Source organism: Streptomyces sp. NPDC052682, assembly GCF_040678435.1.
Classification (GTDB): Bacteria; Actinomycetota; Actinomycetes; order Streptomycetales; family Streptomycetaceae; genus Streptomyces.
On sequence record NZ_JBFATS010000013.1, the window covers coordinates 1 to 17,225 of the forward strand.

14 protein-coding genes are annotated in these 17,225 nt (G+C 73.0%); 3 read left to right on the top strand and 11 right to left on the bottom strand.

What is annotated here, in order from left to right; translation table 11 throughout:
• Nucleotides 1-151: 151 nt before the first annotated feature.
• From AB0K80_RS21240 to AB0K80_RS21255, 4 genes are all read right to left on the bottom strand, one after another.
• Nucleotides 152-1,597 carry a glycine hydroxymethyltransferase gene (locus tag AB0K80_RS21240; RefSeq protein WP_365671870.1) on the bottom strand — a complete coding sequence of 482 codons (1,446 nt, stop codon included), beginning with the start codon at nucleotides 1,595-1,597 and terminating at the stop codon, nucleotides 152-154.
• A gap of 214 nt (nucleotides 1,598-1,811) precedes the next feature.
• Nucleotides 1,812-2,996: a glutathionylspermidine synthase family protein gene (locus AB0K80_RS21245; protein WP_365671871.1), complete on the bottom strand. Its 1,185-nt coding sequence runs from the start codon at nucleotides 2,994-2,996 to the stop codon at nucleotides 1,812-1,814.
• A gap of 14 nt (nucleotides 2,997-3,010) precedes the next feature.
• Entirely contained in the window at nucleotides 3,011-3,376 is a 366-nt protein-coding gene (locus tag AB0K80_RS21250) for a hypothetical protein (protein ID WP_365671873.1), read from the bottom strand.
• 250 nt (nucleotides 3,377-3,626) lie between these two features.
• Nucleotides 3,627-5,012 carry a PLP-dependent aminotransferase family protein gene (locus tag AB0K80_RS21255; protein ID WP_365671874.1) on the bottom strand — a complete coding sequence of 462 codons (1,386 nt, stop codon included), beginning with the start codon at nucleotides 5,010-5,012 and terminating at the stop codon, nucleotides 3,627-3,629.
• Nucleotides 5,013-5,059: 47 nt separating this feature from the next.
• Between AB0K80_RS21255 and AB0K80_RS21260 the strand changes: the two genes are divergently transcribed.
• Nucleotides 5,060-5,572, top strand: coding sequence for a carboxymuconolactone decarboxylase family protein (locus AB0K80_RS21260; protein WP_365671876.1), 513 nt, complete (start codon nucleotides 5,060-5,062; stop codon nucleotides 5,570-5,572).
• 52 nt (nucleotides 5,573-5,624) lie between these two features.
• Entirely contained in the window at nucleotides 5,625-6,347 is a 723-nt protein-coding gene (locus AB0K80_RS21265) for an isocitrate lyase/phosphoenolpyruvate mutase family protein (RefSeq protein ID WP_365671878.1), read from the top strand.
• 3 nt (nucleotides 6,348-6,350) lie between these two features.
• On the opposite strand, the gene AB0K80_RS21270 is transcribed toward AB0K80_RS21265, so the two are convergent.
• The 6 genes from AB0K80_RS21270 to AB0K80_RS21295 all read right to left on the bottom strand — a co-directional run bounded on the left by AB0K80_RS21270 (nucleotide 6,351) and on the right by AB0K80_RS21295 (nucleotide 14,711).
• On the bottom strand, nucleotides 6,351-7,304 hold the full coding sequence (locus AB0K80_RS21270; protein ID WP_365671880.1) for an ABC transporter substrate-binding protein: 954 nt from the start codon (nucleotides 7,302-7,304) through the stop codon (nucleotides 6,351-6,353).
• A 1-nt stretch (nucleotide 7,305) separates the two neighbouring features.
• Nucleotides 7,306-9,255: an ABC transporter permease subunit gene (locus tag AB0K80_RS21275; RefSeq protein WP_365671881.1), complete on the bottom strand. Its 1,950-nt coding sequence runs from the start codon at nucleotides 9,253-9,255 to the stop codon at nucleotides 7,306-7,308.
• A complete protein-coding gene (locus tag AB0K80_RS21280) occupies nucleotides 9,255-10,418 on the bottom strand; it encodes a glycine betaine/L-proline ABC transporter ATP-binding protein (RefSeq protein ID WP_365671882.1) in 1,164 nt (387 codons plus the stop codon). Before AB0K80_RS21280 ends, AB0K80_RS21275 begins: the two co-directional genes overlap by 1 nt.
• Nucleotides 10,415-11,947, bottom strand: coding sequence for a GMC oxidoreductase (locus tag AB0K80_RS21285; protein ID WP_365671884.1), 1,533 nt, complete (start codon nucleotides 11,945-11,947; stop codon nucleotides 10,415-10,417). The genes AB0K80_RS21280 and AB0K80_RS21285 overlap by 4 nt, the downstream gene beginning before the upstream one ends.
• A 114-nt stretch (nucleotides 11,948-12,061) precedes the next feature.
• Nucleotides 12,062-13,582: an aldehyde dehydrogenase family protein gene (locus AB0K80_RS21290; protein ID WP_365671886.1), complete on the bottom strand. Its 1,521-nt coding sequence runs from the start codon at nucleotides 13,580-13,582 to the stop codon at nucleotides 12,062-12,064.
• Nucleotides 13,583-13,778: 196 nt separating this feature from the next.
• The gene (locus AB0K80_RS21295; protein WP_365671887.1) at nucleotides 13,779-14,711 is read right to left on the bottom strand and encodes a LysR family transcriptional regulator; all 933 of its coding nucleotides are present in this window, start codon (nucleotides 14,709-14,711) and stop codon (nucleotides 13,779-13,781) included.
• Between the two features lie 92 nt (nucleotides 14,712-14,803).
• On the opposite strand from AB0K80_RS21295, the gene AB0K80_RS21300 reads away from it, so the two are divergent.
• Entirely contained in the window at nucleotides 14,804-16,243 is a 1,440-nt protein-coding gene (locus tag AB0K80_RS21300) for an MFS transporter (protein WP_365671889.1), read from the top strand.
• Here AB0K80_RS21300 and AB0K80_RS21305 read toward each other — a convergent pair.
• Nucleotides 16,236-17,225, bottom strand: coding sequence for a malate dehydrogenase (locus AB0K80_RS21305; protein WP_365671891.1), 990 nt, complete (start codon nucleotides 17,223-17,225; stop codon nucleotides 16,236-16,238). The genes AB0K80_RS21300 and AB0K80_RS21305 overlap by 8 nt on opposite strands.

The window sequence follows — 17,225 nt, forward strand, 5'->3', positions numbered from 1 at the left end:
TTTTTTTTTTTTTTTGTGGGTTTTCTTGCTCTTCGGGGGTGGGCGGGGTCCTGTGTCTTGTGCGGGGGCGGGCGCCGGGGCCGGCGGCCCGGCCCGCCGCGGCAGGAGCTCATCGACGGGTAGCTCTGCTGCCGGGGCCGTCGCCGGGTCGTCAGCCGAGGTCGATCTCCGGGTACAGCGGGAAGCCCGCCACCAGGTCCGTCGCCCGCTGGGCGATCTCCTGCGCCACCTTCTCGTCCAAGACGTGGGCCGCCTTGGACGGCGCGCCCGACTTGGTGGTGCCGGGCTCGGTGGTGGTCAGGACGCGGTCGATGAGGGCCGCGATCTCGTCCATCTCGGCGGTGCCCAGGCCCCGGGTGGTCAGGGCGGGGGTGCCGATGCGGATGCCGGAGGTGTACCAGGCGCCGTTGGGGTCGGCCGGGATCGCGTTGCGGTTGGTGACGATGCCGGACTCGAGCAGGGCGGCCTCGGCCTGACGGCCGGTGAGGCCGTAGGAGGTGGCGACATCGATCAGGTTGAGGTGGTTGTCGGTGCCGCCGGTGACGAGGGTGGCGCCGCGGCGCATCAGGCCCTCGGCCAGGGCGCGGGAGTTGTCGACGATGCGCTGGGCGTAGTCCTGGAAGGAGGGCTGCCGGGCCTCGGCGAGGGCGACGGCCTTGGCGGCCATGACGTGCGGGAGCGGGCCGCCGAGGACCATCGGGCAGCCGCGGTCGACCTGGTCCTTGAGGGAGTCGTCGCACAGCACCATGCCGCCGCGCGGGCCGCGCAGCGACTTGTGGGTGGTCGTGGTGACGATCTGGGCGTGCGGGACCGGGTCGAAGTCGCCGGTGAGGACCTTGCCGGCGACCAGGCCGGCGAAGTGGGCCATGTCGACCATGAGCGTGGCGCCGACCTCGTCGGCGATCTCGCGCATGATGCGGAAGTTCACCAGACGGGGGTAGGCGGAGTAGCCCGCCACGATGATCAGCGGCTTGAACTCACGGGCCTGGGCGCGCAGGGCGTCGTAGTCGATCAGGCCGGTGGCCGGGTCGGTGCCGTAGGAGCGCTGATCGAACATCTTGCCGGAGATGTTCGGGCGGAAGCCGTGGGTGAGGTGGCCGCCCGCGTCCAGGGACATGCCGAGCATGCGCTGGTTGCCGAAGGCCTGGCGCAGCTCGGCCCAGTCGGCCTCGGTCAGGTCGTTGATCTGGCGGACGCCGGTCTTCTCCAGGAAGGGGGCCTCGACCCGGTCGGCGAGGACGGCCCAGAAGGCGACCAGGTTGGCGTCGATGCCGGAGTGCGGCTGGACGTAGGCGTGGCGGGCGCCGAACAGTTCGCGGGCGTGCTCGGCGGCGAGGGACTCGACGGTGTCGACGTTGCGGCAGCCGGCGTAGAAGCGGCGGCCGACGGTGCCCTCGGCGTACTTGTCGCTGAACCAGTTGCCCATCGCCAGGAGGGTGGCCGGGGAGGCGTAGTTCTCGGAGGCGATCAGCTTGAGCATCTCGCGCTGGTCGGAGACCTCCTGGCCGATGGCCTCGGCCACCCGGGGCTCGACGGCGCGGATCACGTCGAGGGCGGCGCGGTAGGCGGTGGTGGCGGGAGAGAGCTCTGCTGACATGGGGACCTCCGGACGTTGCGTTCAGCGTTCACGGTACGGCCCAGGCGCACGGCACAGTGCCGGCCCCGGCGTAGCGGGTCCGGGGGCCGCTTCCCGATGGTCGGTCCCATCCCAGCGCGCCAGTCACGGCCCGTGGATCAGCCTACCGGGTGGCACGCAGTGCCGTGGGCCGGTGTCCGGCATACGGGCCACGGGCTCCTCGTGGCCGGTCCCCTCACAGGATGACGTGCGGCAGGAAACGGGCGTACTCGTCCGTCACCAGGCCCGAGGACTCGCGGATGCCCAGGCCCGCCGACTCGTTCTCCACCACCCACGCGCCGAGGACCACGCGGTTGCCGTCGAAGTCGGGCAGGGGGGCCAGTTCCTGGTAGCAGCAGGGCTCGTCGCGGACGACGGGATCGGTGCCCGGCTCGTGGACGGTCACGCCCGCGCCCTCGCGGCCCAGCAGGGGCTTGGCGACCCAGCCCGTCGTCCGGGACAGCTCGCGGGGGCCGTCGAGGTAGGCGGGCAGCAGGTTCGGGTGGCCCGGGTAGAGCTCCCAGAGGATCGCCAGCAGGGCCTTGTTGCTCAGCAGCATCTTCCAGGCGGGCTCGATCCACAGGGTGGTGCCGGTGCCGCCGCCGTTGTCGAGGGTGTCGAGGACGTGGCCGGCGAAACGGTCGGTGGTCAGCCACTCCCAGGGGTAGAGCTTGAAGACGCTGCGGATGAAGCGCAGCCGGGTGTCGACGAAGCGGCCGGAGAGGCGGTCCCAGCCGATCTCCTCCATGGAGATCCACTCGGTGGGCAGGCCGGCCTGCTCGGCGGTCTCCTTGAGGTAGGCGACCGTCATCAGGTCCTCGCCGAGTTCGTCGGCCTCCGAGTACGCGAAGTACAGGGGGCTGCCGGGCGGGAGGAGGGCGGACTGCTTCTTCCAGGCGTCGATGAGGCGTTCGTGCAGGGAGTTCCACTGGTCGGCGCCGGGGAAGCGCTCCTCCATCCAGAACCACTGCGGGGAGGCCGCCTCGACGAGGGAGGTGGGGGTGTCGGCGTTGTACTCCAGCAGCTTGGCCGGGCCGGTGCCGTCGTAGCGCAGGTCGAAGCGGCCGTAGACGGAGGGGAGTTCGGCGCGGCGGTGCCAGGCCTCGGCGACCGCCCGGGCCACCCGGGCGTCGGTGATGCCGAGGTCGGCGAAGCGGTCGTGGGTGACGATGTGCTCGGCGGCGGCCAGGCACATGCGGTGCAGTTCCTCGACGGCCTCCTCCAGCGCCTCCACCTCGGGCAGGCTGAAGACGTAGTAGGCGCTCTCGTCCCAGTAGGGGCGCAGCGAGCCGTCGGGGTAGCGGGTGAGGGGGTAGACGAGGCCCTGTTCCTCGACGGTCCGCTGCCAGCCGGGGCGGGGGTCGATGGTGCGGCGTTCCATCCGGCTGCGCCCGCTCAGCCGCCGGAGGAGCCGGAGCCGTCGCAGCCGAAGCCGCCGCGGTCGACGGCCTCGCTGCGGCTGAAGGTGCCGTCGTCGGCGTAGCCGCCGTCGATGTCGGCGTCGTAGTACCAGGCCGCGTCCACGCCGCGGCCCGTGCCGGTCTTCTTGCGGCCCTTGCCGTAGGAGGAGCCGCCGGAGGAGCCGGACTTGCAGTTCCGGTCGGCGACGATCTTGTAGCCGTTGAGGTAGTCGTAGCTGTCCCGGTCCACGCAGCGGCGGTCCGGCTCGGAGCCGCAGGAGGTCAGGGCCGCCGCGAGGACTCCCATGCTGCCCAGCACCACCGTGCTCGAGCGCAGCCGCCGGGGCCGTGTTTCCGCCATGTCCGTGTCTCCCCCTTGTGTGGTGTGGCGAGCGGCCAGCCTAGAGATCGGTGAGAGTCTGCCCGCAGGTGCCCCCTGTCCGCATCCCCTCCCCTGCCGTCGGTTTGTGCTCTTTGGAAGGGTATGCGCCCTTGGTGCGGCGGTCTGTTGCGGCTCCGCGACGGTGTTCCAGGCGAGGGCCGCGCGGACGGCGGCGGCGACGGGGCCGGCGGGAGGGGTGGGCCGTCTTCCGGCGGTGGCCGCCTGGTGGTCACGGCAGTGCCTTGCACAGCGCCTCCAGTGTTCCCGCCCAGGCGTGGTCCGGTGGGGTGCCGTAGCCGACGACCAGGGCGTCCTCGGCGGGTGCCGTGGCACGGGGGTGGCGGTAGCGGGACAGGCCGTGGACGGCCAGGCCCTGCCAGGCGGCCGCCTGCACCACGGACTGTTCGCTGCCGGGCGGCAGGTGCAGCACGGCGTGCAGGCCGGCCGCGATGCCGCCGACCTGTACGTCCGGTGCCCGGGTCGCCAGGGCGGCGACGAGGGCGTCGCGGCGGCGCCGGTAGCGCAGCCGGGCGGCGCGGACGTGGCGGTCGTAGGCGCCGGAGGTGAGGAACTCGGCGAGGGTCAGCTGGTCGAGGACGCCCGGTGAGTAGCCGCCGCCGAGCCGGGTGACCTCCGGCACGAGCGACGGCGGCAGGACCATCCAGCCCAGGCGCAGGCCCGGGGCGAGGGACTTGCTGGCCGTGCCCAGGTACACCACGTGGTCCGGGTCGAGGTCCTGCAGGGCGCCCACGGGCTGGCGGTCGTAGCGGAACTCCCCGTCGTAGTCGTCCTCCAGGATCAGCCCGCCGGTGCGGCGCGCCCAGTCGACGGCGGCGGCGCGGCGCTCGGGGCGCAGGGCGCCGCCTCTCGGGAACTGGTGCGCCGGGTTGAGCAGGACGGCCGGTACGTCGCCCAGGTCGCCGGTGCGCGGCCCGAGTGCGTCGTTCGGCAGCGGCTCGGTGCGCAGGCCGGTGCGGTGCAGCAGGTCCCAGTGCACGTCCAGGCCGTACGGTTCGACGGCCAGGGTGCGGGCGCCGCGGGCGCGCAGTGTCTCGCCGAGCAGCTTCAGGCCGTGCGCGAAGCCGGAGCAGACGACGATGTGGCCGGGGTCGGCACGCACCCCCCGCACCCGGGCGAGGTAGCCCGCGAGCGCGGTGCGCAGTTCCGGGCGGCCGCGGGGATCGCCGTAGCCGAGGGCGTCGTTCGGGGCGGCGGCCAGGGCGCGGCGGGCGGCCCTGAGCCATGCGGCGCGCGGGAAGGAGGCGAGGTCGGGGGTGCCGGGGACGAGGCTGTAGGGGAGCCGGCCCGGCGTGCGGCGCGGACCGGCGGGCCGGGCGGGCGGCCGGGGCGCGGCACGGTCGGCGACCCGGGTGCCCGAGCCCTGGCGGGCCGTCAGCCAGCCCTCCGCGACCAGGTCGGCGTAGGCGTCGGCGACCGTGTTGCGGGCGATGCCGAGGTCGGCGGCGAGCGCGCGGGAGGACGGCAGCCGCGTGCCGGGGGCCAGCCGGCCGGAGCGGACCGCCTCGCGCAGGGCGTCGGTCAGGCCGCGGCGCAGGCCGGGACCGCTCGGTTCGAGGTGCAGGTCGACGCCGTGAGTGGCCCACGCTTCCGCCATGGAAATGGACCATACTCCTGGGCTGCTTGGCTCCTAGGGTCGAGGGCATGACCATCGACACGGAACAGACCGGACAGGCCACGGCATACGCCCCCGAACCGGCCCCGCGCCTTGAGTGGGCCAAGCTCGTCCCCGACGTCTACAAGGCGATGATCCGGCTCGACTCGGCGGCCCGGCAGGGCCTCGACCCGGTGCTGTACGAGCTGGTGAAGATCCGCGCCTCCCAGCTCAACCGCTGCGCCTTCTGCCTCGACATGCACACCAAGGACGCCCTCGCGGCGGGCGAGAGCGTGGAGCGGATCGTGCAGCTCAGCGCCTGGGAGGAGTCACGGCACTTCTACACCGGGAAGGAGCTCGCGGCGCTGGAGCTGACGGAGGCCGTGACCGTGCTGACGGACGGTTTCGTGCCGGACGAGGTGTACGAGCGGGCCGCCCGGCACTTCGACGACACCGAGCTGGCCCACCTGATCTCCGCGATCACGGTGATCAACGCCTGGAACCGGTTCGGGGTGACCTGCCGTATGACGCCCGGGCACTACCAGCCGGGACAGTACGCGTGAGGCGCGGACGGCGCAGGGACGGCCGCCGCATCCCACCCGGAGGTGACACCCTGTGAACAAGGCCGAAGCCTTCCGCAGTCTCCACCACGATCGCCCGCCCGGTGACCCGCTGGTCCTGCCGGGCCCCTGGGACGCGGCCAGTGCCAGAGTGTTCCAGGAGTCCGGGTTCCCGGCGCTGGCGACGCCCAGCGCGGGGGTCGCCGCCTCCCTCGGGTACGAGGACGGGCACACCCCGGCCGACGAGATGTTCGCGGCGGTCGCCCGGATCGTGCGGGCCGTGGAGGTGCCGGTGTCGGCGGACGTGGAGAGCGGGTACGGGCTGGCTCCCAAGGAACTGGTGGAGCGGCTGCTGGAGGCGGGCGCCGTGGGCTGCAACCTGGAGGACTCCGCCGGCGGGGTGCTCAAGGACCCGCGGGCGCACGCCGACTGGCTCGCCGAGGTGAAGGCCGAGGCCGGCGACCAGCTCTTCGTCAACGCGCGCGTCGACACGTTCGTGCGCGGGGTCGCCGACCCGGAGCGCGCCGTCGAGCGGGCCGCGCTGTACGTGGCGGCGGGCGCCGACTGCGTCTACCCGATCGGCGCCCCGCCGGACGTCCTGCCCGTGCTGCGCGCCGGGATCCAGGGGCCGCTCAACGCGTTGGCCCGGCTGGACGGCGAAGGCCCCTCGCCCGCCGGGCTGGGCGAGCGGGGGGCCACCCGGATCACGTTCGGACCGGGGCTGCAGCGCCGGGCGGCCGCGGCGCTGCGGGAGATCGCGGCAGGCCTGCCGAAGTAGGGCTCAGGACAGCCACTTCTTCCACGTGGAGGCGTGGCTGTCCACCCACTTCTTCGCCGCCTGCTCCGGTGTCAGCTTCTGGTCGGCGATCATCAGGGAGACCTCGTTCTGGTCCTCGGTCGTCCACCGGAACTTCTTCAGGAAGGCCGCCGCCTTGCCGCCCTTCTTCGCGAAGTCCGCGTTGAGGTACTTCTGCAGCGGGGTGTGCGGATAGGCGCAGGCGACCTTCTCCGGGTCCGCGTCGCACCCCTCCTTGTAGGGCGGCAGCTTGACCTCGGTCATGGGGACCTTCTTGAACAGCCACTGCGGCTCGTACCAGTAGGTCAGGAAGGGCTTCTTCTCCTTCGCGAACTGCCTGATCTGGGTGATCTGCGCGGCCTCCGACCCGGCGAAGACGACCTGGTAGTCCAGCTTGAGGTTCTTCACCAGCGCCTTGTCGTTGGTGACGTAGGACGGGGAGCCGTCCATCAGCTGGCCCTTGTCGCCGCTCTCGGCGGTGCGGAACAGGTGCGCGTACTTGTCGAGGTTCTTCCAGTTCGTGATGTCCGGGTACTTCTTGGCGAGGTACGTCGGCACGAACCAGCCGATGTGCCCGGTGACGCCCAGGCCGCCGCCGCGGGCGATGGTCTTCTTGTCCTGGACGTACCGCTTCTCCTGGTCGGGGTGGCCCCAGTCCTCCAGGATCGCGTCGACCCGTCCCTGGCTGAGCGCGTCCCAGGCGGGCACCTCGTCGACCTGGACGGTGTCGACGCGGTAGCCGAGCTCGTGCTCCAGCACGTACTCGGCGACGGCCACGTTGGCCTGGGCGCCCACCCAGGACTGCACGGACAGGGTCACGGTCTTCGCGCCCTGCGCGTTGGCGAACGGCGATGCCTGCTTGGTCATGTCGGCGGCACCGCAGCCGCTCAGCAGCAGAAGGGACAGGCCGCCCGCGACGGCGGTCGTACGGCGTCGCATGTCACGCTCCCTTCTTCGCACGGCGTTCGGTCGGCTGGGTCACCCGGTCGAGCATCAGGCCCAGGCAGACGATCGCCGCGCCGGCCACCAGACCGGTCGCCAGGTCGCCCTGGGCGAGGCCGAAGACGACGTCGTAGCCGAGCGCGCCCCCGCCGACCAGGCCGCCGATGATGACGACGGCGAGGACGAGGACCACGCCCTGGTTGACGGCGAGCAGCAGGGCGGGGCGGGCCAGCGGCAGCTGGACCTGGCGCAGCTGCTGCCAGGGGGTGGCGCCCAGCGAGCGGGAGGACTCCAGGGCGGCCGGGTCGACCTGGCGCAGGCCCTGCGCGGTGATGCGGACGACGGCCGGCAGGGCGTACACGATCGCGGCCGCGACGGCCGGGGCGCGGCCGACGCCGAACAGGGCGACGACCGGGATCAGGTACACGAACTGCGGCATCGTCTGGAACACGTCCAGCACGGGCCGCAGCAGACGCTCGAAGCGGTCGCTGCGGGCCGCGGCCACGCCGGTGGCGAAGCCGACGACCAGGGTGACGGCGACGGCGGCGAGCACCTGCGAGAGGGTGTCGAGGGACGGCTTCCACACGCCGAGCACGCCGATCGCGGCCATGGCGAGGACAGCGGTGAGCGCGGTGCGCCAGGTGCCGATCAGCCAGGCCAGGGCGGCGACGATCAGCAGCACCGACCACCAGGGCAGCCACTGCAGGCCGCCGCGGACCGGGTCCAGGACCCAGGTGGTGAAGCGGCCCGCCCAGTCGGCCGTACCGCCGACCACGGGGACGCCCGAGTACAGGTGGGCGGTCATCCAGTCGACGGCCCGGTTGACCGGCTCGGCGATGCCGACCGTCCAGGTGTCGGGCCAGTCGAGGCGGCCCGTCAGGCGCCCCGCGACCGCCACGGCGACGACGGCGGCCAGGGCCGCCAGCCAGCGCAGGCCGCTGCGGGGCTCGGGGTCCGCGCCGAGCCGTTCCCCCGCCGCGCCCGTCACCCGGTCCAGGACGACGGCGAGCAGCACGATCGGGATACCGGCGGCGAGCGCGGCGCCCACGTCGACCGAGGCGAGGGCCTGGTAGACGCGGTCACCGAGGCCGCCCGCGCCGATGACCGACGCGATGACCGCCATCGACAGCGCCATCATGATCGTCTGGTTGACGCCGAGCAGGAGCTCCTTGCGGGCCAGCGGGATCCGGGCGGTCAGCAGCCGCTGGCGGGCGGTGGCGCCCAGCGACTCGACCGCCTCCAGCACCTCCTTGTCGGCACCGCGCAGGCCGAGCGCGGTGAGCCGGGCCATCGGCGGGGCGGCGTAGATGACGGTGGCCAGGACGGCCGCCGGGACGCCGATGCCGAAGACCAGCACGACGGGGAGCAGGTAGGCGAAGGCAGGCAGCACCTGCATGGTGTCCAGGACCGGGCGCAGGGCGCGGTCCATGCGGTCGGACAGCCCGGCGGCCAGTCCCAGCAGGGCGCCGACGGCCACCGAGGCGACGACCGCGACCACCATCAGGGCGAGCGTCTGCATGGTCGGCACCCACATGCCGAGCGCGCCGCAGGCGAGGAACGCGACGGCCGTGCCGAGCGCGAGCCGCACTCCGGCCACCCGCCAGGCGACGAGGGCGCCGAGCGCCGTGACGCCGGCCCAGCCCGCGGCGAGCAGGGTGAGGTAGACGGCCCGTACGGAGATGACGACCGCGTTGCTGATGTGGCCGAAGAAGTACAGGAACAGCGGGTGGCTGTCCCGGTTGTCGATGATCCAGTCGCTGGCCGTGGCGAGGGGCTTGGAGACGTCCACGGTCAGGGCGCTCGGCCAGGCGCTGCCGGCCCAGCGGGCGTGGGCGAGCGGCACCAGGACCGCGGCGACGGCCGCGAGGACCAGCAGCTTGCGGACGGCCCGGTTCTTCAGGACGCCCGGCGGGCTCAGCCGCAGGGCGGAGGCGGTGACGGTTGCCATCAGACCAGCTCCCCGCTCGTGTCGGGGTCGCGCCGGGAGGCCGCCCCGCGCGGGGCGGGTGCCGGCGTCCGCGGGGCGGGCGCCGGTGCGGCACCGTTGCCCGGGGCCGGGTCCGCCGTGGTGCCGGCCACGACCTCCAGCAGCGCGTCGGAGTCCACCACGCCCAGGCAGCGGCCCTCGTCCACCACGCGGGCCGGGGCACCGGCCCGGGCCACCGCCTCGATCGCCTCGGAGACGGTCGCGTCGGGACGGACCGCCGGTCCGCTGCCCGCCTCGTCCGCCGTCGCGCGGCGCATGGCCGTACGGACGGACATGACCTGCTCGCGCGGCACGTCACGGACGAACTCGCGGACGTAGTCGTCGGCGGGCGAGCCGACGATCTCCTCGGGCGTGCCGAGCTGCACCACGCGGCCGTCGCGCATCAGGGCGATGCGGTCGCCCAGCTTCAGGGCCTCGTTGAGGTCGTGGGTGATGAAGACCATCGTGCGGCCCTCCTCGCGGTGCAGCCGGACGACCTCCTCCTGCATGTCGCGCCGGATCAGCGGGTCGAGCGCGCTGAACGGCTCGTCGAACAGCAGCACCTCGGGGTCGACGGCGAGCGCGCGGGCCAGGCCGACGCGCTGGCGCTGGCCGCCGGAGAGCTGGCCGGGGCGGCGCTGCTCCATGCCCTCCAGGCCGACCTTGGCGATGATCTCGGCGGCCTTCTCGCGCCGCTCGGCCTTGGACACGCCCTGGATCTCCAGGCCGTAGGCGACGTTGTCGAGGACCGTGCGGTGCGGGAGCAGGCCGAAGTGCTGGAAGACCATCGCGGCGCGGTGCCGGCGCAGTTCGCGCAGGCGGGAGCGGTCCATGGCGCGGACGTCCTCGCCGTCGATGCAGATGCTGCCCGCGGTCGGCTCGATGAGCCGGGTCAGACAGCGCACCAGGGTGGACTTGCCGGAGCCGGACAGGCCCATGACGACGAAGACCTCGCCCTTGCGCACGTCGAAGGTCACGTCCCGCACGGCGGCCGTGCAGCCGGTCCGGGCGCGCAGCTCGGCGGGGTCGAGGGCGGCCAGCTCGGGGTCGCCGGGGATGCGGTCGGCCTTCGGGCCGAAGACCTTCCACAGTCCCTCGACGGAGAAGACGGAGGTGGTCGCGGGAGCCTGGATCGTCGTGGTCATCGCGCACCACCACCGATCAGGTCGGCGGCCTTCTCCCCGACCATGAGCACTCCGATCATCGGGTTCACGGCGGTCATGGTCGGGAACACGGAGGCGTCGGCGATGCGGATGCCCTCCAGGCCGCGGATGCGCAACTCGGGGTCGACCACGGCCAGTTCGTCGTCGGCCGCGCCCATCTTGCAGGTGCCCGCCGGGTGGTACACGGTGTGCGCGACCTTGCGGGCGTACTCGCTGAGCTGCTCGTCGTCGGTGATGTCGGGGCCGGGGCAGACCTCGCGCTTGAGCCAGCCGGCCAGCGGCTCGGTCCGGGCGATCTCCCGGGCGATCTTGATGCCGTCGACGAGGGTGCGGCCGTCGTAGTCGTCCTCGTCGGTGAAGTAGCGGAAGTCCAGCGCGGGCTTGACCTCCGGGTCGGCACTGGTCAGGTACAGCCGGCCGCGGCTCTTGGGCTTGGGGATGTTCGGGGTCATCGAGACGCCGAACTCCGGACGCTCATAGCCCAGTCGCTCCGGGTTGTCCGTGAAGGGGATCTGGTAGAAGTGGAACATCAGGTCGGGGCCCGCGTGTTCGGGGTCGCGGCGCACGAACAGGCCCGCGTCGGAGTCCATCGCGGAGTTCTCGGGGATCGGTCCGTTCGTCTCCCAGACGATCACCGACTCGGGGTGGTCGAGCAGGTTCTCGCCGACGCCCGGCAGGTCGTGGACGACCGGGATGCCGAGCGCCTGAAGGTCCTTGCGGGGGCCGATGCCCGAGTGCAGCAGCAGACGCGGCGAGTCGATGGCGCCGGCGCACAGCACCACCTCGTTGCGGGCCTTGACGAGGATCTCCTCGCCGTCCTTGGTGCGGACGTGGACGCCCTCGGCGCGATGCCCGTTCAGCTCCAGCTTGTACGCCCAGGTCTCCAGGTAGATGCGGAGGTTGGCGCGCTCGTCCATCACCGGGTGCAGGTACGCCACCGACGCCGAGGAGCGCTTGTTGGTCTCGGGGTGGTAGGCGAGGTCGAAGAAGCCGACGCCCTCGGTGAACGGCTTCTTGTTGAAGCCCTCGATCCGGGGGACGCCGAGCGCCTTCTGGGCGGCGTCGACGAAGTCGCGGGCGATGGCGTTGCGGTCCTTCTCGTCGACCGGGACGATGTTGTTCAGCAGCCGGGCGTAGTACGCCTCCATCTGCACCGCGCCCCAGCCCTTGGCGCCGGCCTCCTCCCACTCGTCCCAGTCGGACGGCAGCGGCTTGAAGGCGATGAGGGTGTTGTGGGAGGAGCAGCCGCCCAGGACGCGGGCGCGGCTGTGCCGGATGTGGGAGTTGCCGCGGGGCTGCTCGACGGTGGGGTAGTCGTAGTCGAGCTCGCCGCCGAGCAGGCCCATCCAGCGGCGCAGGGTCAGCACGTCGTCGCGGCCGACGTCGCTGGGGCCGCCCTCGATGACGGCGACGGTGACGTCCGGGTTCTCGGTGAGGCGTGAGGCGATCACGGACCCTGCCGTGCCGCCGCCTATGACGACGTAGTCGTACGCGTGGGTGGTCTCGGGCATGGGGTACTTCTCCAGGGGGGATCGAGCGGGGAAGCGTGGGGGCGTGCCGGGCGGGTGCGGGCCGGCCGGCGAGCCGGGGGGCAGCCGGCGCACCGGGGCACCGGCTTGACGGGGTCAGCCGGCGAACCAGCGCACCGGCTTGGGGGCGAGGTTCTGGTAGATGTGCTTGGTCTCGCGGTACTCGGCGAGTCCGGCGGGGCCGAGTTCACGGCCCACTCCGCTCTTGCCGAAGCCGCCCCACTCCGCCTGCGGGAGGTAGGGGTGGAAGTCGTTGATCCAGACGGTGCCGTGGCGCAGCCGGCCCGCGACCCGGCGGGCACGGCCGGCGTCGGTGGTCCACACGGCGCCCGCCAGGCCGTACTCGGTGTCGTTGGCGAGGGCGACGGCCTCGTCCTCGGTGCGGAAGGTCTCGACGGTGAGGACCGGTCCGAAGACCTCCTCCCGCACGACCCGCATCTCGCGGTGGCAGTGGTCGAGGACGGTCGGCTCGTAGAAGTAGCCGCTCGCCGGCCGCTGCGCGGACGGCTCGGGGCGCTTGCCGCCGCAGCGCAGGACGGCGCCCTCCTCGAGTGCGGAGGCGACGTACGCCTCGACCTTGGCGCGGTGCTGCTCGGAGACGAGCGGGCCGCACTCGACGCCGTCCTCGGTGCCGCGGCCCAGGCGGATCCGCTGGGCCCTGCGGACCAGTTCGGCGACGAAGCGGTCGCGGACGGATTCCTCGATGATCAGGCGCGCGCCGGCCGAGCAGACCTGGCCGCTGTGGATGAAGGCGGCGTTGAGGGCCTGGTCGACGGCGGTGTCGAAGGCCTCGTCGGTGGCGCAGGCGTCGGCGAAGACGACGTTGGGGTTCTTGCCGCCGAGTTCGAGGGCGACCTTCTTCACGCTGGGGGCGGCGGCCTGGGCGACCTTGGTGCCGCTGGCCAGGCCGCCGGTGAAGGAGATCAGGTCGACGTCGGGGTGCTCGGCGAGCCGGGCGCCGACGGTGTGACCGGGGCCGGTGACGAGGTTGGCGACGCCCTCGGGGAGCCCGGCCTCCACCAGCAGCTCGACGAGGGCGACGGTGGTCAGCGGGGTGATCTCGCTCGGCTTGATCACGAAGGTGTTGCCGGCCGCGAGCGCGGGGGCGATCTTCCAGCTGGCCTGGAGCAGCGGGTAGTTCCAGGGAGTGATCATCGCGCACACGCCGACGGGTTCGTGCACGACGACGCTGTGGATGTCGGGCGAGCCCGCGTCCACGACCCGGCCGGGGGCCTCGCCCGCGACCAGGTCGGCGAAGTAGCGGAAGGCGTCGGCGACGCAGTCGACGTCGATCCGGCCCTCCTCGACGGTCTTGCCCGCGTCCCGGCTCTCCAGCAGGCCGATCCGCTCCCGGTCCCGCGCGAGCAGGTCGGCGACGCGGCGCAGCAGCGCGGCACGCTCGGCGACGGGCGTGTGCGGCCACGGGCCCTCGTCGAAGGCGCGCCGGGCGGCCGCGACCGCCAGGTCGGTGTCCTTCTCGTCACCTTCGGCGACCACGGCGAACGGCAGGGCGTCCGCGGGGTCGAGAATCTCCCGCGTGGCGCCGGAGACGGCCGCTCGCCACTTTCCCCCCGCGTGGATGGTTTCACGCGCCTGAAGTTCGGTACTTTCCGCCATGATCGGTAACTGCCTTCCGTTCCTGTTCAGCGCCCCTGTGTCACATCTGTGTCACTTAAGGAGACCGAGTTCGCCTGCCCGGGCGTCGGCGTTGCATGCGCAATCCATGGCCGAAAGTGCGCTGGGTCACGGGAGATGCGGGCGAATAGTGCAAATCACCCTCTGAACGGAAGGCGGGAGCGTCGCGGGGCCCGTCTCAGCGCCCCGGCGGGCCGGCGAGGATGCCGCGCACCGCGTCGCGCAGCCAGGCGTGCGCGGGGTCGGCGTCGTGGCGCGGGTGCCAGGCCAGCCCGACGCTCAGCGGCGGCAGCGGCAGGGGCACCTCGAAGGTGACCAGGCCCAGCGCCGCCGCCAGCGGCCCGCTCCTGGCGTTGATCAGGCCGGTCAGGTCGGTGTCCCGCAGGACGAAGAGGGAGGCGGGGAAGGTCCCCACCGATCCCACCACCCGCCGCTCAAGACCGAGTGCGGCGAGGGCCTCGTCGACGGGCCCGTGCAGCCTGCCCCGCCGCGACACGACCAGGTGATCGGCCTCGCACGCGAACCGCTCGGGCGTCAGCTCCCCCTCCAGCAGCGGGTGTCCGGCCCGTACGACGCCCACCATCCGGTCCTCGTGCAGCGTCTCCACGTGCACCTCGGGCGCCACGGTGTCGATCACCCCGACCTCCAGGTCGGCGGTGCCCTGTCGCAGGAAGGGCGCGTCCACGTGGCTCTCGGCGAGGAAGCGCAGCCGGATGCCGGGGGCCTCGCGGGCGGCGCGGGTGAACAGGGCCGGGCCGCAGGCGGCCGCGAGCGTGTCATGGCACAGCACCGTGAGGGTACGGCTCACCGTGCTGAGGTCCGCGTCCCGGGCCGGTGCGAACAGCGCCCGGGCCCGCTCCACCACCGCGCTCACCTCGGCCCGTACGGCCAGGGCGTGCGGTGTCGGCACCATCCGCCGCCCGGCCCGCACCAGCACCGGATCGCCGAGCGCCTTGCGGATCCGGCCGAGGGTGCGGCTCATCGCGGGTTCGGACAGATGCAGCCGCCGGGCGGCACCGCCCACGCTCTGCTCCTCCAGCAGCACGTCGAGGGCGACCAGCAGATTCAGGTCCAGCCCGCCGGAGCGGCCGTCCAGTTGCGTCACGTGCATCGATCCCTTGCGAAGGTTGCACTGGAGTACAGGTCGGTACCGAGCCTACGGTGACAGGGCATTCCCCACCCACCGAGCTCCCGGGAGGAGCCTTGCCCTCGCACGCCCTGAAACGGTCCACCCTGCTCGCCCTGTGCGCCTGCGTCCTGGTCGCGCAGAGCATGGTGGCCGCCGTCAACCTGCTGATCCCCCAGCTGACGTCGTCGTCCCTGCGGCCCTCGCCCAGCGAGATCCTGTGGACCGTCGACGCGTACGTCATCGTCTTCGCCGGCCTGCTCATCCCGGCCGGGGCGCTCGGCGACCGGTACGGCCGCAAGGGCGCCCTGCTCGCCGGGCTCGCCCTGTTCGCGGCGGGCGCCGCCACCAGCGCCCTCGCCCCCGCCCCGGCACTGCTCATCGCCGGGCGCGGGATCTGCGGCGCCGGGGCCGCGCTGATCACGCCCGCGACCCTGTCGGTCCTGCTGCAGCTGGCCGGGCCGCGGCAGCGCGCCCAGGCCATGGCAGCCTGGACCCTGGCGATGGGCCTCGGCGGGCTGGCCGGCAACCTGGGCGGCGGGCTGGCCGGCCAGTTCCTGTCCTGGCGCGCCCTGTTCGCCGCCATGGTGCCGCTGGCCGCGCTGCTCGCCCTCGCCGTGGCCGTCACCACCCCGCGCACCGACCGCTCCCCGCACAGCGCCCTGGACCCGGCCGGCACCCTGCTGCTGACCGGGGGTCTGGTCGCCGTGCTGTTCGGCATCATCGAGGGCCCGGTGTACGGCTGGGCCGCGCCGCGCATCCTCACCGCGTTCGCGGCGGGCGCCCTGCTCGTCACCGCCTTCGTCCTGCGGTCCCTGCGGACGCCCCGCCCGCTGTTCGACCCGCGGGTCTTCGCCGCCCCCCGGCTGCGCGCGACCGTCCTCGGCCTGGCGACCGGCTTCTTCGGCCTGTTCGCGCTGTTCTACGTCAACTCGCAGTACCTGCAGGGCGTCAAGGGCTACGGCCCGGCCCGCACCGGCGTCGCCATCGTGCCGCTCATCGTGGGCATGGCGCTGGTGCCGAAGCTCGCGGCGCGCTGGACGGCGTACCCCCGCACGGTCATCGGCGGCGGGCTGGCCCTCATCGGCCTCGGTCTGCTCGGGGTGTCCACGGCCGGCGCGGGCACGCCCTACGCGGGGTACGCCTGCTGGCTGCTGGTCATCTCGGCCGGGACCGGGCTGTGCATGCCGGCGCTGACGCTGGGCGTGGTGACCTCGCTCCCGCCGCACCAGGCGGGCCTCGGCTCGGGCCTGGGCACCTCGGCCCGGGAGACCGGCGCGGCGCTCGGTGTGGCGGTGGCCGGCACGGTGCTGGCCTCCCACGGCGACTTCGCGCACGGCATGGGCCCGGCCCTGCGCACGGTCGCCCTGCTGGTGCTGGCCGCCACGGCGGCGGTGGTCGCCGGGTACGGCGGACCCGGGAGGACGGCCGCGACGCGGGCCGGGCAGGCCGCAGGCCCCGCACCAGCACAAACCGGTACGGGGCCTGCGGTCCGGACGAAGCCGGGGATCAGATGAGGCCGAGGCCGCGGACCGCCTCGCGCTCCTCCTCCAGCTCCTTGACGGAGGCGTCGATCCGGGCGCGGGAGAACTCGTTGATCTCCAGGCCCTGGACGATCTCGTACTTACCGTCCTTGCAGGTGACCGGGAAGGAGGAGATCAGGCCCTCCGGCACGCCGTAGGAACCGTCGGACGGGATGCCCATGGACACCCAGTCGCCCTCCGGGGTGCCGTTGACCCAGGAGTAGATGTGGTCGATCGCGGCGTTGGCGGCGGAGGCGGCCGAGGAGGCGCCCCGGGCCTCGATGATCGCGGCACCGCGCTTGGCGACGGTCGGGATGAAGTCCTCGGCGAGCCACTTCTCGTCGTTGACGACCTCGGCGGCGTTCTTGCCGGCCACGGTGGCGTGGAAGATGTCCGGGTACTGGGTGGCGGAGTGGTTGCCCCAGATCGTCAGCTTCCTGATCTCGGAGACCGGGACACCGGTCTTCTTCGCAAGCTGGGTCAGGGCGCGGTTGTGGTCCAGGCGGGTCATGGCCGTGAACCGGTCCGCCGGTACGTCGGGCGCCGCGGCCTGGGCGATGAGCGCGTTGGTGTTGGCCGGGTTGCCGACGACGAGGACCTTGATGTCGTCCGCGGCGTGGTCGTTGATGGCCTTGCCCTGCGGCTTGAAGATGCCGCCGTTGGCCTCGAGGAGGTCACCGCGCTCCATGCCCTTGGTGCGGGGACGGGCGCCGACCAGCAGCGCGACGTTGGCGCCGTCGAAGGCGACGTTCGGGTCGTCGGTGATGTCGATGCCCTGCAGGAGCGGGAACGCGCAGTCGTCGAGCTCCATGGCCGTGCCCTCGGCCGCCTTCAGCGCCGGGGTGATCTCCAGCAGGCGCAGCTTGACCGGCACGTCCGCGCCGAGCAGCTGGCCGGAGGCGATGCGGAAGAGCAGGGCGTAACCGATCTGGCCGGCCGCGCCGGTGACGGTGACGTTCACGGGAGTGCGGGTCAT

Coding starts and splice junctions, on each gene's coding strand:
- AB0K80_RS21285 (WP_365671884.1), bottom strand. CDS start 11,947: ATGCCCGAGACCACCCACGCGTACGACTACGTCGTCATAGGCGGCGGC.
- AB0K80_RS21245 (WP_365671871.1), bottom strand. CDS start 2,996: ATGGAACGCCGCACCATCGACCCCCGCCCCGGCTGGCAGCGGACCGTC.
- AB0K80_RS21240 (WP_365671870.1), bottom strand. CDS start 1,597: ATGTCAGCAGAGCTCTCTCCCGCCACCACCGCCTACCGCGCCGCCCTC.
- AB0K80_RS21250 (WP_365671873.1), bottom strand. CDS start 3,376: ATGGCGGAAACACGGCCCCGGCGGCTGCGCTCGAGCACGGTGGTGCTG.
- AB0K80_RS21270 (WP_365671880.1), bottom strand. CDS start 7,304: ATGCGACGCCGTACGACCGCCGTCGCGGGCGGCCTGTCCCTTCTGCTG.
- AB0K80_RS21295 (WP_365671887.1), bottom strand. CDS start 14,711: ATGCACGTGACGCAACTGGACGGCCGCTCCGGCGGGCTGGACCTGAAT.
- AB0K80_RS21260 (WP_365671876.1), top strand. CDS start 5,060: ATGACCATCGACACGGAACAGACCGGACAGGCCACGGCATACGCCCCC.
- AB0K80_RS21305 (WP_365671891.1), bottom strand. CDS start 17,225: ATGACCCGCACTCCCGTGAACGTCACCGTCACCGGCGCGGCCGGCCAG.
- AB0K80_RS21290 (WP_365671886.1), bottom strand. CDS start 13,582: ATGGCGGAAAGTACCGAACTTCAGGCGCGTGAAACCATCCACGCGGGG.
- AB0K80_RS21255 (WP_365671874.1), bottom strand. CDS start 5,012: ATGGCGGAAGCGTGGGCCACTCACGGCGTCGACCTGCACCTCGAACCG.
- AB0K80_RS21280 (WP_365671882.1), bottom strand. CDS start 10,418: ATGACCACGACGATCCAGGCTCCCGCGACCACCTCCGTCTTCTCCGTC.
- AB0K80_RS21275 (WP_365671881.1), bottom strand. CDS start 9,255: ATGGCAACCGTCACCGCCTCCGCCCTGCGGCTGAGCCCGCCGGGCGTC.